Raw genomic sequence first — 15,892 nt, 5'->3', positions numbered from 1 at the left:
TTGCATGCAAGCGGGAACACCAGGATGGGATCTCAGATGACCAGTTGTTTCGTAGGGCACTACCGGATTTTGAGCACCTGATGCACGAATGCCGACCCCGGGGACAGATACTCAACCCCCCCGCGGCCTGAGCCCCTTAACAGCCGGTCCGTGGATCACCCTGCCATCGGCGGAGTAGCGGGAGCCGTGGCAGGGGCAGTCCCAGGTCTCTTCGGCGCTGTTCCATGCGGTGACGCACCCCATATGGGTGCAGGTGGGGTTGACCGCGTGGACCCGGCCCTCCTGGTCCCGGAATATCCCCGTCTTCTCTCCCTCGATCATCAGGATCCTCCCCTCCCCGGGCCCGACGTCCGCGAGGTCCCCGGAAGGCCGGGATATCGCTCCGCCGACGTACTTCTCGGCCACCTCGATGTTGTGCACGAGGAACCGCCGGACCGATGCCGCCGGTTTGAACCGGTCGGGGGCGTAGACCTCTGCCCAGGGGTTCTGGCGTCCCTGAACCATATCAGCAAGGATAGTCGCGGCCGCGGTGCCGTTGGTCATCCCCCACTTGTGGAAGCCCGTTGCGATGTAGACATTCTCGTGGCCGCTGGCGAGGGGGCCGATGTAGGGGACGCCGTCGATGGTGATGTAGTCCTGCGCGGACCAGCGGTAGTCGACGGACCGAACCGGGTAGACCGTCCGGGCGTACTCCTCGAGGCGGCGGTAGTGCTCCCTCGTATCCACGTTCTCGCCGGTTCGGTGGCCGAGGCCGGTGACAAGCACCAGTTCGCCCCCACTGGCGGGCTGCGACCGCCACGAGTGGGCGGGCCCTTCTGCGTTGATGAACATACCGTCCGGGAACGGCTCGCCGGTCCGGACGCCGAGGACATAGGAGCGCGACGGCTCCATCCGCGCATAGTAGAACCCCGGGCCGTCGTAGAAGGGATAGTGCGTGGCGAGGACCACGGATCGGGCCGTGACGGTCCCCTGCTCCGTCCTGACCATGCATCGGTCCCTGTCGTCCAGCACCTCGAGTGCCCGGGTCGTCTCGAAGATGTGGCTTCCGTCGCCCGGTATCAGGGAGGCCAGCCGCAGGAGGTACTTCAGGGGATGGAACTGCGCCTGGTTCTCCAGGATGACCGCACCGTAGGTTCTCGCGGGGAGCGGGATATCGTCCACGAACGTCGCCGGGAGGCCGAGGCTTCGTGCCGCGTCCGCTTCGGCCGCGACAAGGTCGCGAGACTCCTCCGACTCCGCGTAGGTGTAGGCAGGTTTCCGGACAAAGTCGCAGGGGATGTCGTAGCGCTCGACAAACGATGCTATCGTCTCGATAGCGGCCTGATTCGCGTCGGCGTACTGGTTTGCCTGCCCGCTCCCGAACCGGTCGATGAGGTGGTGGTAGATGAGCCGGTGGAGCGCCGTGACCTTCGCCGTCGTGTGGCCGGTCACCCCCCTGCAGATCCTGCCCCCCTCGATCACGGCAACCGTATAGCCCGCCTGCTTCAGCAGGACAGCGGTGGTGATCCCGGCGATGCCGCCGCCCACGACCGCCACATCGGTCTCCAGGTTCCCCGGCATGAGGGGATACGACGTCTCCGGGGCTGTTTCCATCCAGAACGACTCGTGCCTGCCCGGCAGGCCATATCCCATACCCGGCTCGTGCTCCATGCGAAAACCTCCTTCTGCCCGCCCGCTCCTCACTCACGGCGGTAACCGCTCCCCATTATGCCGGGGCCATATATAGGTATGGGACCGGGAAGGGGAAGGGGTGCTCCCGCGGAACTACCTCCGGACGACCTCCTTCTGTACAAGGTCCTTCACCGTGGGGCTCTCGATCACCCTTCCGTAAGCGTCGTAGCGGGAGCCGTGGCAGGGGCAGTCCCAGGACTTCTCTGCGTTATTCCAGGCGACGGTGCAGGCCATGTGCATGCAGGTCGGGTCCAGCGTGTGGACTCTGCTGTGCTCATCCCGGTAGACTGCAACCTGCTGTCCGTCGATCAGGACAACCTTCCCCTCCCGGGGCGGTATCGCCGCGACCTCCCGGTCGATGCGGGCGGCGTCGACCTCGAACGCCCCCCCGGCAGACTGAAGGCTCTTCTGCACCCGGTCGGGGTACTCAGGCTGTTCCTTGAACCGCGCAGGATCGAAGACCTCCATCCAGGGATTGGAACGACCCCGGATCAGGTCCGTGAGGATCATCCCCGCCGCCGTGCCGGCTGCCATCCCCCACTTTCCAAAGCCTGTTGCGACGAAGACGCGGTCGTGCCCCTCGGCCAGGCGGCCTATGTAGGGAACGCGGTCGGCCGTGATGTAGTCCTGCGTCGACCAGTGGTAGTCGACGGACCGGACCGGGTAGACCGACCGCGCATACCCCTCGAGGCTGCGGTAGTGGGCCTTTGTGTCGGTCGCCTTCCCGGTGTCGTGCGGTGCGCCGGTGACGATGACCATATCGCCGTCACCGGCAGGCTGCGACCGCCAGGAATGGACCGCACCGGCGGCGTTGATGAAGATACCGTTCGGGAACGGCTCGTCGATCCGGAGCCCGAGCGCGTAAGAGCGTGAAGCCCGCATTCTGGCAAAGTAGGAGCCCGGACGGTCGTAGATGGGGTAGTGCGTGGCAAGGACCACATGGTCGGAGGAGAGCAAGCCCCGGCTGGTCTGAACCGTCACCTCGTCGTCCTGCTCCTTGATACCCACAGCGCGGGTCATCTCAAAGATGTAACTCCCCTCCCCCGGGAGGTGCCCCGCGAGCAGCAGGAGGTAGTTCCGCGGGTGGAACTGTGCCTGGTCCTCCAGGATGACCGTCCCGTGCGCCCTCACGGGGAGCGGAATATCATCCACATACGCCACAGGGAGCCCGAGACTCTTTGCCGCGTCCGCCTCGGCCGCGACAATAGTGCGGGACTCCTCCGACTCCGCGTAGGTGTAGGCGGGTTTCCGCTCAAAACTGCACGGGATGTTATACTCCCGGACCAGGGACGCGATCGTCTCGATCGCTGCCTGGTTTGCACCGGCGTACTGCCGGGCCTTCTCCTCGCCGAACCGGTCGATGAGCTCGGTGTAGATCAGCCGGTGGAGCGACGTGATCTTCGCCGTCGTATAGCCGGTGGCGCCTCTGGCGATCCGGTAGGCGTCAATGAGGGCAACAGTCAGCCCCGCCCGTTTCAGCAGAAAGGCCGTGGTGATACCCGCTATCCCGGCGCCGATCACCGTGACGTCCATGCGCCCGCCCCCGTCGAGGGGCGGAAACCCCGTCTCCGGTGAGGTGTCTATCCAGTATGACTCTGCCTTCCCCGGCAGGCCGCCGTTACGCTCCGGTGACTCTCCCATGCTTCTTCGCCTCCCGGCTGATGGGTGCCGGGGCGCCTATATAACGGTTGTGCCGGGCGCGGTGCAGGAGCGGCAGGGTTCTCCCCGGGCCACCCGGTGGAGATCTCCGGCGGTGCGGACTCGCGGGGGATACCCCCGCATACGCTTGAGACCTGCCGATATGCATAAGAGCGATCGCGAGAATGCAGGCCTGATCGGGATGAGCGCGACGCACGGAATCAGGGCATATGAACGATATGTGGGAAAAGAAACGATCCGCCGTATTGAGGCGAAGGCACGGCCGCTCCGGGATATGCACATCCTGCATATGAACTCCACCTACTACGGTGGAGGTGTCTCCCAGCTCCTCGCGTCCCTGACGCTCCTGATGAACAGCCTCGACATACAGACCGGATGGCGGGTCGTGCACGGTCCGCCGGACTTCTTCAGCGTGACGAAGAAGTTCCACAACGCCCTCCAGGGAGCGGATATCAACCTGACCGGCCGGAAGAAGGAGATCTACGAGCAGGTCGTCCACGAGAACGCTGTGAGAAACCACTTAAACCACGACATGGTCTTCATCCACGACCCACAGCCGCTCCCGATGATCACGCATTACCGGAAGAAGAATCCCTGGATATGGCGCTGCCACATCGACCTCACCAAACCGAACCGGAAGGTCTGGAACTACCTCGCCCCGTTCATCGAGAGATACGATGCTGTCGTCCTCTCCTGCAGGGAATACAGCCAGAACCTCAAGACGCCGCAGGTCTTCTTCACGCCCGCTATCGACCCCTTCTCCATCGTGAACCGGGAACTCTCAGAGAACGCCATCGACGAGCGCCTTGCGCACTACGGCATCCCCACCGACCTTCCCCTGGTTGTGCAGGTCTCCCGATTTGACCGCTGGAAGGATCCCGAGGGGGTAATCAGGGCATTTCAGAAGGCGAGGAAGCAGGAAGAGTGCACCCTGGTCCTCGTCGGGAACGTGGCGACCGACGACCCGGAGGGTGCCGAGGTCTACCGGTCGCTTCTCTCCCACCGGGGCGATCGGATCATCGTGCTGAGCGTCCAGGACGGGGCGCTCGTGAACGCGCTCCAGCGCCGCGCAGCGGTCGTCCTGCAGAAATCCATCCGGGAAGGTTTCGGCATGACCGTATCGGAGGCGATGTGGAAGGGCGCAGCGGTTATCGGCGGGAACGTCGGCGGCATTCGCTACCAGATACGGGACGGAGAGAACGGGTTTCTGGTCTCCTCCGTCGATGAAGCGGCTGAGAGGATCGTCCGGCTGCTCCGTGACCCCGGCCTCGCGGAGCGGCTCGGGCATGCAGCGCATGAGACGGTGCGGGAGTGCTTTCTCTTCACCCGCACCATCGAGCAGTACCTCGACCTGATCGGATCGTTCGAGCCGGAGTTCCGAATGAGCGGGAACGTGGGTTCTCCCTGCCGGTGATCCTTCAAGAGGGTGGGACCCGGATGGCGCGCCCCCACCTTGCGGCACATCCGGGTTCAATGGCGGGGAGCCGCTCACGCGCCGCACCCCGGAGCAGGGGTATTATCACTGGGATTTGCCGGCATATCGCCGCGAGAAACCCGAGCATTTTTCTGCAATCGGATACGATCACTGATCCGTGAATTCTATGGATATCCAGGTAATCGGTGTTCAGGGTCTCCCCCTGATCCGGAAAGGTGACGATCTGCCGGCCCTGATCTGCGACCGGGTCACGCTGGAAGATGGAGATATCCTCACCATCGCCTCGTCTGTCTACTCAAAGGCAAAGGGCTTCACCCGCGACCTCGCCACCATCACCCCCGGGGCGGACGCCGTGCGGATTGCGGCAAAGACGAAGGAAGACCCCCGCTTCGTGCAGGCGGTGCTGGACTCGTCCGTCGACATCCTGCTTGAGTATCCGTTCATCCTCTCGGCACTGCCATCCGGCCACATCGGCGTGCGTGCAGGCGTCGATCACAGCAACATCGAAGACGGCCGGATCATCATCCTCCCGCCCGACCCCATGGGAGCCGCCGCCGAGGTCCGGAGCGCGGTCCGCCGCATCACCAAAAAGGACGTCCGGGTAATCATTACCGACACCTGCGGGCGGTCATTCCGGCGCGGTCAGACCGGCATCGCCATAGGATGGGCGGGAATGACGGCGATCAACGACTATCGGGGCGACACTGACCTCTTCGGCCATGTCCTCGAGATCACTGAAGAAGCGGTGGTCGATGAGATTGCGGCATTCGCGAACTTCGTCATGGGTGAGAGCCACCAGGGTGTTCCTGCCGTGGTCTTCAGGAACTGCAGGGCCTGGAACGGGCACGATGCGGTCTACTTCACGCCCGAGGAGGACATCATCAGGTCAGCCCTCGCGAAGAACAAAAAAGATTAGAAGAGAGCATTGAGGATAAAGACTGCCACTCCGGTCACGATGGTTACGACGATCACGGTCTCCGGGCTGATATGGATAGCCCGGTGATCCTCGCTGTCATAGTAGTTGACCAGGCCGGCAGAGGATACCAGTCTTCCGCCAGATTTTTTCGCCATAGAGAAATATTCTCCCTTGCAATATATAAAACAAAGGTCCAGAGAGATGCAGGAAGTCACATCTTATGTCGTCACCGGCCGGGCACTCCTCGGCGAAGACCTTCTCGAAGAGGACGTGAGTATCACCGTCTCGGGGGGTATCATCACCGCGATAGAACCCTCTCCCGGGACGCCGGACCGGTGGATCGTGCCCGCCTTCTTCAATGCCCATACGCACCTCGGTGACACTGTCGCGATGGACCTTCCCGCCCGGGGCAGCCTCGCTGAACTCGTCAAACCTCCAAACGGCTTAAAGCACAGGATCCTTGCGGCAACGCCGCGGGCGGAACTCGTCCGGGGGATGCGGTCGAGCATTATCGCGATGATCGCGACCGGAACGGCCGGGTTTGCCGATTTCAGGGAAGGGGGAGCCGCCGGTGTGGCGGCGCTCCGCGAGGCTGCGGCCGGGCTCGACTGCCGGCCCGTCATCCTCGGCCGCGAAGGTGGGGAGCAGGTGAGCGATGGGGCGGGCATCAGCAGTGTCCATGACGTGGCGAACGCCGAAGAGATCGTCAGGGAAGCCCGGCTCGCCGGCAGGCTCGTCGCCTTCCATGCCGGCGAGAAGAATCCGGACGATATCGATGAGGCGCTTGCGTTTGAGCCCGACCTGCTCGTCCACTGCACCCACGCGACAGACGCGCAACTCCGGCAGATAGTCGATATGGCGATCCCCATTGCCATCTGTCCGAGGTCAAACTGGCTGCTCGGGGTTACGACATCGCCGGCTCACCCGCCGATAGCGCGCATACTCGAACTTGGAGGCAGGTTCTATCTCGGGACGGATAACGTTATGATTGTTCAACCCAACCTGCTCCAGGAGATGTCTTTTACCGCAACCGTCTACCGCGCGCCCCCTGACGAGGTCCTGCGTGCCGCAATATCCGGGGCCGGGATCGCCGGTCGGCCCGGGTACCTGGAGGCGGGGCGGGAAGCGCATTTCCTGGTCATAAACCCGGCAAAAGGCAACATCTCCTTCAGCAAAGATATCCCGGCGACCATAGTAAAGCGGCTGGATTCTTCATCCATTGGCCAAAATGTTTTAACCCTGCAATAGAAACGAGATAAGAAGTATCTGTTCTGCGTGGTGTGTATGTTCCGTAAGATACTTGTTGCTATAGATGGTTCCGAACCGGCCAGTCGTGCTTTAGAGGCAGCTCTCGAGGAGGCCAGCGTTTGGAACGCCAAAGTTCATGTCGTTTATGTGGTTGAATCCGGGCTCTTTTCATCCCTTCCCATGGACAACACACTCGAAGTAATCTACAGTGTTTTGCAGAAGGAAGGAGAGGAGATCCTTGAATCCGCGCGAAAGAAGGCAGATGCGGCGGGTATCTCGCTTACCACGCACCTCCGGCAGGGGCACGCGGGATCCCAGATCGTCTCCCTTGCCGAAGAGTTGGGAATCGACCTCATCGTCCTCGGGTCCTATGGTAAGAGCGGCGTCGATCGGCTTCTCCTCGGGAGTGTGACCGACTACGTCGTGCAAAACAGCCCCATTACGACCACGGTGGTGAGATCATAGCCTCTCCTCAGCAGATGCTCGTCCGGGACTTTATGGTGACCGACGTCGTCTGTGTTGAGATCCCCGGGAACCGGGACGACGTCCTGCGTATACTGAAACGCACGGGCATAAGTGGTGTTCCGGTCCTCAAGGGCGGCGAACTCGTCGGCATCATCACCCGTAAAGATCTCCTCCGTAAAGCGGAAGAGACCCAGCTCGGGCTCCTGATGACGCCTGATCCGGTCGTCATCAGGCCGGACGCCCCCATCACGGAAGCAGCCCAGTTGATGGTGCGGCATAACATCAGAAGGCTCCCGGTCGTGGAGGACAGGTCTATGATCGGGATCATCAGCGTGGCCGACCTCATCGGCGCCATCGCCCAGATGCGCCTCACTGTGCCGATCAGAGACAATTATGTCAGCAAGACCTATGCCCTCTGGGAGGATACGCCTCTCTCGCTCGTCGGGAGGGTCCTCGAGATCTCGGGCTACGACGCCATCCCCATCCTGATGGAGGACGGCACGCTCACCGGCATCATATCGGAGCGGGACCTCATCAGGCATACCTGCATCGAGGACGGCGTCGAGGTCAGCGACTTCTCAAACGGTACAGACGACGACGAGTGGACCTGGGAGAGCATCCGGGATATGCATACCATCAGTTACGGTATCTCAAGGATCCAGCTCCTCCCGATCCCCGTAAAGAATGCGATGGTCAAGAACGTCCTCGCCGTTCCCATCAACGCGGATGTCGGCGAATGCGCACTGAAGATGAGGCGTGCCCGGGTCGACCAGCTCCCTGTGGTCAACGGAAACAAGCGGCTCATTGCTATGCTCTTCGACCGGGAGTTGATCAAAGCTCTGTTGCCGGACCAGCTGGGCTTACGAAAGAATTAAGGGGCAACATTCATATAACATAGGGATAGTTATCGTATCGTGCTGTTGTCCAGTACGACGATAAATTTATGTTTTATGATATCGCTATACGCTTAACCGCTTTTCAGCGAGGTAAAGCGTTTTAATGGTTTTAGGGGTGCTTCAATGCTTGATGTTTCAGAGCAAATTATGAAAGGTACAACCACGGTAGGACTGATCTTCAACGGAGGCGTAGTCCTTGCAACAGAGATGCGGGCGACGATGGGGAACATGATCGCGAGCAAGCGTGCCAAGAAGATCTACCAGATTACGCCCAGGATCGGCCTGACCACTGCCGGCGGCGTCGGGGACGCGCAGCAGCTGGTCCGGATTCTGCAGGTCGAGTGCAACCTCTTCGAGATGCGCCGCGGCAAAACCATGTCTGTCGGTGCGGCATCGACCCTGCTCTCGAACTACTTGAACCAGAACCGCTACTACCCCTACTACGTCCAGCTCCTGATGGGCGGGTTCGACGAATCGGGGCCGAGCGTCTACTCCGTCGACGCTATGGGCGGAGCGACCAGGGAAGAGGATATCGTCGCCACCGGCTCGGGATCTCCCTTTGCCTATGGTGTGCTCGAAGACCAGTACCGCCCGGGCATGAAGGAAGACGAGGCGAAGGACCTCGCCGTCCGCGCTGTCCGGTCGGCGATGCGCCGTGACTCCGCATCCGGAGAGGAGATCATGGTGGTCGTGATAACGAAAGACAAATACGAAGAACAGATAGAGAGCGGGTTGCAAAGGCCATCTGTGGCCCTCCAGACACCCTGACATTTTTTAGGACGATTTTAATGGTTATTGAAGAGAAACTTCGGGAACTTAAGGAGCAGATCAACAAGATTGTTCCCAGTGGAATTACAATCTCAGACGTCGAATTCGAAGGGCCTGAACTGGTAATCTATACCGATGATCCGAAACAGTTTGCCGATCAGGCGGACCTGATAAAAATATTGGCACGCGATCTGCGTAAGCGCATCGTCGTGCGCCCGAATATCCTTGAAGACCCGGAACGGGCGGCCCAGGAGATCCGGGCCGTTGTGCCGGAGAACGCAGGGGTCTCCGACCTCTTCTTCGACCCGGAGACGGGCGAGGTCCTGATCGAGGCGGAGAAACCCGGCGTGGTCATCGGCAAGAACGGCATAACGCTCCGGGAGATCACAAAGCAGATCGGCTGGACGCCGAAGGTGGTCCGGACACCGCCCATCGAGAGTTCCACGGTGAAGCAGATCCGCACGTATCTGCGGTCGGTGAAGGATGAGCGAAAGGCATTCCTGCGAAAGATCGGCCACCGCATCCACCGGGAGACCACGAGCAAAGATCAGTGGCTGCGGGTCACGATGCTTGGGTGCTGCCGCGAGGTCGGCCGTGCCGCGTTCCTGATCTCGACGCCGGAGAGCAAGATCCTGGTGGACTGTGGAGAGAAGCCGGGCAACGTCGCGAACGGGACGCCGTACCTCTACGTGCCCGAGATCTATCCGCTCGACTCGCTCGACGCGGTGGTGCTCACCCACGCGCACCTCGACCACTGTGCTCTCGTCCCCCTCCTCTTTAAATACGGTTACGAGGGGCCGGTCTACTCGACCCCGCCGACAAGGGACCTCTCGACGATGCTCCAGCTCGACTACCTGGACGTTGTCCGGAAGGAGACGGATAAGATACCCTACACCTCAAACGAGGTGCGGACCTACATGAAGCACTCCATCACCCTCAATTACGGCAGCGTGACCGACATCGCCCCCGACGTCAAGCTCACCTTCCATAACGCGGGGCACATCCTCGGATCGGCTGTCGCGCACTTCCATATCGGAGAAGGTCTCTACAACATCGCGTTCACCGGGGATTTCAACTACCAGAAGACGAGGCTCTTCTCTCCGGCTGTGTCGTCCTTCCCCCGCCTGGAAGCCCTCTTCATGGAGAGCACCTACGGTGGGGCGAACGACATCCAGCCGCAGAGGAAGGACGCGGAAGAGAAACTCTACGAGACAGTCTCGGCGACGATCCAGCGCGGCGGCAAGGTGATCATCCCCGCGTTCGCCGTCGGGCGGTCGCAGGAGGTCATGCTTGCCCTCGAAGAGGGGATCCGGAGGCAGAAGATACCGCCGGTGAAGATCTACCTCGACGGCATGATCAAAGAAGCGACGGCGATCCACACAACCTACCCGGAGTATCTCAACAGCGATCTCCGGAACCAGATCTTCCGCGAAGGGTTGAACCCCTTCCTTGCCGAGGCCTTTGTCCAGGTGGACTCGCCGGTTCTCCGTGAGAAAGTGATCTCGGGCGATCCCTGCGTCATCATCACCACGAGCGGCATGTTAAACGGCGGGCCGGTGATGGAGTACCTCAAGGCCCTCGGGCCCGACGAGCGCAACGCGCTCGTCTTCGTCGGTTATCAGGCGGAGGGGACACTCGGGCGGCGTATCCAGAAAGGATGGCGGGAGATCCCGCTTGGGTGGCGCGAGACGATCGTGATCAACCTCGAGATCGCGACGAGCGACGGGTTCTCCGGCCACTCCGACCGGAAGCAGCTGATGAACTACGTCGCCCATCTTCAGCCGCGCCCGGAGAAGATCTTCACCATTCACGGTGATGAGAACAAGACGATCGACCTTGCAAGTTCCATCTACAAACGGTACCGTATCGAGACGCATTCTCCCATGAACCTCGAGACCTACCGTATGATCTAAGTATGATCTAGGGATGCCGCGGAACCTGCCCATTCTCCTCGGTATATTTGTGGTGATGGCGCTCTCGAACGCCGTCGTCCCGGTGCTCCCCGATTTTGCAGAAGGGGCAGCGATGCAGGGTGCGGTCTACGCCGCATACTTTTTGGGCACGTTCGTTACGGTGCTCCCGGCAGGGATAGCAAGCGACCGGATCGGCCGCGTGCCGCTCATCCGTGCCGGGCTTCTTCTGACCATCGCAAGCGGGATCCTCATACTGCTCTTCCCGTCAGGCCTGCCGCTCCTCGTCTTCCGGGGAGTCGAGGGGATCGGGGCCGGGCTCTTTCTCTCGGCGGCGCTCGCGTGGGCGAACTCGCACCCGTCATCCGGGCAGATCAGCGGGTACGTCATGGCGGCCCAGAACCTGGGCCTGGTCGTGGGTCTCCTTGCCGCAGGATGGCTTGACGTCGTCTTCGGGAGCCATCTTGCGGGGATAGCCTTCTTTACGGCGCTCACCGTCCCCGCACTCGGGATGAGCGCCGTCATCAGGGAGAGCAAGCTTGCGAGGTTCGCGCGGGCCGATCTTCCCCTGATCGTCCGGAACTACTTCTGGCTCTTTGCCGCGGCAGCCGTCCTTGTGGGGATGACCGGGGCGGTAGCGGCTCTCTACCCGGGATACACGGGAAGCGATCCGTCGCTTCTTGCTCTTCAACTCGCGACGATCAATATCGCGACCATCGTTGCCGTGCTCATCGCCCCCCGCCTCGATCTCCGTCCTGCACCGACCATCCGGGTCTCCTCGCTCCTCATGGCCGGGGCGGTCGCGGCGGGTTACGTTACGCCCTATGCTCTCCCCGTCATCGGGGCTCTTTCCGGGGTGATCATCGTTGCAGTGCTCGCGTTCCTTGCAGAGACACAGATCCAGCAGGGTGTTATGACCGGGCTCTTCAACACCGCAACCTACGCCGGGTTTACGTTTCTCTCCGCCTTTGCCGGGCTGGTCGCGGGAAAGTTCAGTTTCCTGACTGCTTTTCTCCTGCTTGCCGGGATGGCGGCGGTGATGACGGTTACGATCGGCAGGTGCCGGTGCGGGTACCCCGGGTGACAAGAGCGCATATTACCATCCCCGTCCATAGGATCACCGCATGAAACTGCTGATCAACGGTGAGTGGCGCGACGCGGTCTCCGGGAAGACGTTTTCGGTGCGTAACCCCGCAACGGGGGAGGTGATCGGGGAAGCACCGCTCGGCGACGAGGATGACGTTCGATGGGCTGTGGAAGCCGCCGGGGAGGCGTTCGCGGACTGGTCGGCCAGACGTCCGAGAGACCGGGCGAAGGTCCTCTTCTTCGCCGCAGAGGAGGTGCGCCGCAGGAACACCGACCTTGCGGCGCTCCTGACGGCCGAGCAGGGGAAGCCCATCCGTGAGGCGGTCGACGAGATCAACGGGTTCGCAAACATCCTCGAGTACTATCATGCCCTCTCCGCGGGGGAGCGGGGAGAGTTCATGGACCTCAGGGGCTACGGCCGCACCATTGTCCAGAGACGGCCGCTGGGCATCTGCGGCGCGATCATCCCCTGGAACATGCCGGCGATCATTATGGGCTGGAAGATCGGCCCGGCCCTGACGGCGGGGAACACCGTGGTCCTGAAACCCGCGACGACCGCTCCGCTGACCTGCACAAAACTTGCGGAGATCCTCGAGGGTGCAGGGCTCCCGCCGGGCGTCTTAAACATCGTCACCGGACCGGGGGAGACGGTCGGCCGGGAGATCGCGCGGAACCCGGGCGTTCGGAAGGTCTCGTTCACCGGCGAGGCCGGGACCGGGAGACAGGTCGCCCTGGACGCTGCGCCCGCACTGAAGCGGCTCACACTGGAACTCGGGGGGAGCGATCCGATGATCGTCTGTGACGATGCCGATATACCGATGGCGGTCGAGGGGGTCGTCAGAGGGCGGTTCTACAACTGCGGGCAGGTCTGCACGGCGGTCAAAAGGCTTTATGTCTACGAGTCGGTCGCGGATGAGTTTATCCGGCGCCTGACGTCAAGGGTCGAGACGATCGTGGTCGGGAACGGCATGGACCGCGGCGTCGGCATGGGCCCGCTGAACAACCGGGCGGGACTCGAGCGGGTGATGCGCCAGGTGGATACAGCCCGGGAGCGGGGTGAAGGGGAGATCATCACGGGAGGGCGAGCCCCTCGTGGGGAGGAGTACGAGCGGGGTCTCTTCTTCCTGCCGACGCTCGTTGCCGGGCTCCCGCACGACTCGCCCCTCTTCTCGGAGGAGGTCTTCGGCCCGGTGCTGCCTATCGCGACTGTTTCAGGGCTCGACGAGGCTATCGATCAGGCGAACGACAGCCGTTACGGTCTCGGGGCATCGGTATGGACCCGGAGCGCGGACGTGATTGCCCGGGCGACGGAAGGCCTCGAAGCAGGGATCGTCTGGGTCAACCAGCACCTGAAGATTCCCCCGGAGGTGCCGTTTGGAGGGACGAAGGAGAGCGGCATCGGCAGGGAGAACGGCAGCCGGGCGCTCGAGGAGTATATGGAGGAGAAAGTCGTGCTGATACGGTTGTAGGCCAGGAACCTTCGAGACGGAGGGCCGAAAGGGCCTGTTCGGGGGTTCGGGGGGTCCGGGAGACCTGTCCATCTCACGGGGCGCTATGTCCTCTGCGCTACTCTAGCAGCGATGCGTTGGAAGCGAGGTCTCTCCCGGGGCACGGAGCAGGTGGAGACTGGAGGTTCGGGGTCTTCTGGGTCTTCGGGAAGGTTCCCCCCTGACCAGGGGGGCCTTCAAGGGTCAAAAAAGTCGTTTACATGATTATTTCTACAATCAGAAACGCTATTAATTATATAGTAATGTTTATATATTAAAACAAACATTCCTTTAGCCCTCCCAAGGGGGGAAACAGCGTATGAATCGATGGATAACTCTATGCGCATGCATATTCGTCCTTCTGGCTATCCCGTTTGCTGTGACAGCGGCGCTGGTCGGGGATGGGAATGCAACCATGACGCCAGGTAACCAGACTGGAAACCAGACCGGGAATGAGACCGGGAACATGACGGTTGCCGGGTATATTGCCCAGGACCAGAACCTGACGAGGCTGGCCAGAGCGCTCAACGTGACCGGGCTCTATGACACCCTGAACACCGGGGGACCGTATACGGTCTTTGCACCGAACAATGAAGCGTTCAACGCCCTCGGTAACGTTACGGTGAACCAGCTCTTCAACGAGACCACGAACCTGACCACGGTTCTCCAGTACCATGTTGTTAAGGGCGAGTACACCTCGGCGAACCTCACCAGTATGGCCGGTAACCAGACCGATAACCAGACCAGCGGCGGTGTCCTCGGTGTCCTCAGCGGGCTCCTGGGTGGCGGTAACCAGACCGGGAATGCGACCGAGAACATGACCAGAAACCAGACTGGAAACATGACCACACTGAAGACGCTCACCGGTGAGAATCTGAACATCACCGTCAGCGACGGTCAGATCATGGTCGAGAACGCTAATGTCACTATGAAGGACATCAACACAACCAACGGCGTGATCCATATCATCGACCGGGTTCTGATGCCTCCAGGTCTGAACCTGACTACGACCGGGAACCAGACGACGGCAGGGTACCAGACCGGGATGACGGGCAACACAACGATGGCATGAGGCAACCGGATAAGAGGCCGGGTCAAGTGGGCGGCATACACCGCTACCGGCCCCCGGTATCGCCCGGAAGGCTCTCAACTGTTGTTCCGGGCGTTAATGCCACTTCATTTTTTCCGAAAATATGGTTCTGTTGAAACCCTGTTCGGGTCTTTCCCTGCCCCGATGAGGGTGGTGCCGGACCCGGCTTGTCCCCGGGATCGGCCATTTCCCACGGCATGTCTCCCTGCAGTGGACCGTGGTGGCTATCGCCATTGGGGCTGACAGGAAGGGGGTCTCCTCCTCTCGTCGGGGGCATGATGCTGTGAGTAGTAATGTTCTTCACAGGCTTGTGATTCCACCTCTCCCGGGGGAGAGAGCGCAATAGGCTCGTTGACGGGAGCCCATATCCCCGTTTGGGGGTCGTTCGCGCCTGTTGTGTGTAACAATAATCCGCGGGAGATCTCCGGGAGGTCTTTCCGGATAATCCTCGCTTCGTGCCGCATGGGGCATAAAACGTGGAGATACGCACACATCGTTTCCCGGGCACATCAATTCATGCCACGCGGATGAACGTGTACGAGGGGCTTCTGAGGGCCGCTTCCTCCCGCGACGAGAAGATCGGGGGTCCTTGGCCCACGATCCTGAACCGGGGGCCAGATTTGCCCGGGTAGATGTTCAGACCATATTTATAACAATATTTTTATATTACCTCGATTATTCATCTGTCTGCAAGGGGGGATATGCATGAAACGACCTTTACTGTTAAGTTTGTGCATTGTTCTTCTCCTCTCGGTTGCTGCCGCAAGCATGGCAGTCTCGATTGGAGAAGGGCCTGTCAAACTGAATCCTGATGAGTATGTAAACATTACACCTGTAAACAGCACTGAATCCTACAGGGTGCCGCAGGCGACCGTGCTTGGAGCACTTGACGCAGCCTCGGTCCTTGGAGCATTCGATTACCAGGTCGCTCTGGACCTGCCTCCGGAAGAGGGGAACCTCAGCATCATATCTATTACTGGCATAAAGAACGAGACGGTGAACGGGACACCGTATGCCTGGGCGTACTGGGTGAACGGTGAGCGGGGCACGACCGGACCCGCGGTGACGAACGTGACCGACGGTGATAACGTGACATACACCTACGGGCCTCCGGCTCACTCCATAGAGAACGCCTCATATACACTGAGGGTCCATGTGAGTGTGCCCGGGGCAGGTGTGAACGTGACTCCCACACCGACAGGGAACGTGACTCCCACACCGACGATGAACGTGACTCCGACCGCCGAAGCGAACGTCACGA

The 15,892-nt window shown here is 61.1% G+C and carries 14 protein-coding genes; 11 read left to right on the top strand and 3 right to left on the bottom strand.

The window, feature by feature from the left end; translation table 11 throughout:
- Positions 1-111: 111 nt before the first annotated feature.
- The gene (locus BP846_RS03010; RefSeq protein ID WP_292392564.1) at positions 112-1,650 is read right to left on the bottom strand and encodes an FAD-dependent oxidoreductase; all 1,539 of its coding nucleotides are present in this window, start codon (positions 1,648-1,650) and stop codon (positions 112-114) included.
- Between the two features lie 114 nt (positions 1,651-1,764).
- Positions 1,765-3,312, bottom strand: coding sequence for an FAD-dependent oxidoreductase (locus BP846_RS03005; protein WP_292392563.1), 1,548 nt, complete (start codon positions 3,310-3,312; stop codon positions 1,765-1,767).
- 160 nt (positions 3,313-3,472) lie between these two features.
- Here BP846_RS03005 and BP846_RS03000 point away from each other — a divergent pair, with 160 nt between their 5' ends.
- On the top strand, positions 3,473-4,744 hold the full coding sequence (locus BP846_RS03000; protein WP_292392562.1) for a glycosyltransferase: 1,272 nt from the start codon (positions 3,473-3,475) through the stop codon (positions 4,742-4,744).
- Positions 4,745-4,931: 187 nt separating this feature from the next.
- On the top strand, positions 4,932-5,681 hold the full coding sequence (locus BP846_RS02995; protein ID WP_292392565.1) for a coenzyme F420-0:L-glutamate ligase: 750 nt from the start codon (positions 4,932-4,934) through the stop codon (positions 5,679-5,681).
- Here the strand turns inward: BP846_RS02995 and BP846_RS02990 are convergent.
- Complete coding sequence (locus tag BP846_RS02990; RefSeq protein WP_292392561.1) at positions 5,678-5,836, bottom strand: preprotein translocase subunit Sec61beta; 159 nt, start codon at positions 5,834-5,836, stop codon at positions 5,678-5,680. The two genes, BP846_RS02995 and BP846_RS02990, sit on opposite strands and share 4 nt — an antisense overlap.
- A 46-nt stretch (positions 5,837-5,882) precedes the next feature.
- Here BP846_RS02990 and BP846_RS02985 point away from each other — a divergent pair, with 46 nt between their 5' ends.
- From BP846_RS02985 to BP846_RS02945, 9 genes are all read left to right on the top strand, one after another.
- Positions 5,883-6,929, top strand: a complete 1,047-nt coding sequence (locus tag BP846_RS02985) for an amidohydrolase family protein (protein WP_292392560.1) — start codon at positions 5,883-5,885, stop codon at positions 6,927-6,929.
- A 36-nt stretch (positions 6,930-6,965) separates the two neighbouring features.
- A complete protein-coding gene (locus tag BP846_RS02980) occupies positions 6,966-7,394 on the top strand; it encodes a universal stress protein (RefSeq protein WP_292392559.1) in 429 nt (142 codons plus the stop codon).
- A 14-nt stretch (positions 7,395-7,408) separates the two neighbouring features.
- Positions 7,409-8,269, top strand: a complete 861-nt coding sequence (locus BP846_RS02975; RefSeq protein ID WP_292392558.1) for a CBS domain-containing protein — start codon at positions 7,409-7,411, stop codon at positions 8,267-8,269.
- A gap of 144 nt (positions 8,270-8,413) precedes the next feature.
- Positions 8,414-9,058 (top strand): archaeal proteasome endopeptidase complex subunit beta, encoded by a 645-nt coding sequence (gene psmB, locus BP846_RS02970; protein ID WP_292392557.1) that lies wholly within the window; start codon positions 8,414-8,416, stop codon positions 9,056-9,058.
- Between the two features lie 20 nt (positions 9,059-9,078).
- Positions 9,079-10,971 carry a beta-CASP ribonuclease aCPSF1 gene (locus tag BP846_RS02965; RefSeq protein WP_292392556.1) on the top strand — a complete coding sequence of 631 codons (1,893 nt, stop codon included), beginning with the start codon at positions 9,079-9,081 and terminating at the stop codon, positions 10,969-10,971.
- Between the two features lie 13 nt (positions 10,972-10,984).
- Positions 10,985-12,052 carry an MFS transporter gene (locus BP846_RS02960; RefSeq protein ID WP_292392555.1) on the top strand — a complete coding sequence of 356 codons (1,068 nt, stop codon included), beginning with the start codon at positions 10,985-10,987 and terminating at the stop codon, positions 12,050-12,052.
- Positions 12,053-12,092: 40 nt separating this feature from the next.
- A complete protein-coding gene (locus BP846_RS02955; RefSeq protein WP_292392554.1) occupies positions 12,093-13,523 on the top strand; it encodes an aldehyde dehydrogenase family protein in 1,431 nt (476 codons plus the stop codon).
- A 337-nt stretch (positions 13,524-13,860) separates the two neighbouring features.
- Positions 13,861-14,613: a fasciclin domain-containing protein gene (locus tag BP846_RS02950; protein WP_292392553.1), complete on the top strand. Its 753-nt coding sequence runs from the start codon at positions 13,861-13,863 to the stop codon at positions 14,611-14,613.
- Positions 14,614-15,399: 786 nt separating this feature from the next.
- Positions 15,400-15,892: DUF4430 domain-containing protein (locus tag BP846_RS02945; protein ID WP_349680749.1), on the top strand; the 493-nt coding region annotated here is incomplete at its 3' end.

This window comes from Methanoculleus sp. UBA303, assembly GCA_002501655.1.
Classification (GTDB): Archaea; Halobacteriota; Methanomicrobia; order Methanomicrobiales; family Methanoculleaceae; genus Methanoculleus.
This window is presented reverse-complemented; position numbering and strand designations above follow the sequence as displayed.

Excerpts from the sequence above, each read along its gene's own strand:
- BP846_RS03010 (WP_292392564.1), bottom strand. The coding sequence starts at position 1,650 with ATGGAGCACGAGCCGGGTATGGGATATGGCCTGCCGGGCAGGCACGAG.
- BP846_RS03005 (WP_292392563.1), bottom strand. The coding sequence starts at position 3,312 with ATGGGAGAGTCACCGGAGCGTAACGGCGGCCTGCCGGGGAAGGCAGAG.
- BP846_RS03000 (WP_292392562.1), top strand. The coding sequence starts at position 3,473 with ATGCATAAGAGCGATCGCGAGAATGCAGGCCTGATCGGGATGAGCGCG.
- BP846_RS02995 (WP_292392565.1), top strand. The coding sequence starts at position 4,932 with ATGGATATCCAGGTAATCGGTGTTCAGGGTCTCCCCCTGATCCGGAAA.
- BP846_RS02990 (WP_292392561.1), bottom strand. The coding sequence starts at position 5,836 with ATGGCGAAAAAATCTGGCGGAAGACTGGTATCCTCTGCCGGCCTGGTC.
- BP846_RS02985 (WP_292392560.1), top strand. The coding sequence starts at position 5,883 with ATGCAGGAAGTCACATCTTATGTCGTCACCGGCCGGGCACTCCTCGGC.
- BP846_RS02980 (WP_292392559.1), top strand. The coding sequence starts at position 6,966 with ATGTTCCGTAAGATACTTGTTGCTATAGATGGTTCCGAACCGGCCAGT.
- BP846_RS02975 (WP_292392558.1), top strand. The coding sequence starts at position 7,409 with ATGCTCGTCCGGGACTTTATGGTGACCGACGTCGTCTGTGTTGAGATC.
- psmB (WP_292392557.1), top strand. The coding sequence starts at position 8,414 with ATGCTTGATGTTTCAGAGCAAATTATGAAAGGTACAACCACGGTAGGA.
- BP846_RS02965 (WP_292392556.1), top strand. The coding sequence starts at position 9,079 with ATGGTTATTGAAGAGAAACTTCGGGAACTTAAGGAGCAGATCAACAAG.
- BP846_RS02960 (WP_292392555.1), top strand. The coding sequence starts at position 10,985 with ATGCCGCGGAACCTGCCCATTCTCCTCGGTATATTTGTGGTGATGGCG.
- BP846_RS02955 (WP_292392554.1), top strand. The coding sequence starts at position 12,093 with ATGAAACTGCTGATCAACGGTGAGTGGCGCGACGCGGTCTCCGGGAAG.
- BP846_RS02950 (WP_292392553.1), top strand. The coding sequence starts at position 13,861 with ATGAATCGATGGATAACTCTATGCGCATGCATATTCGTCCTTCTGGCT.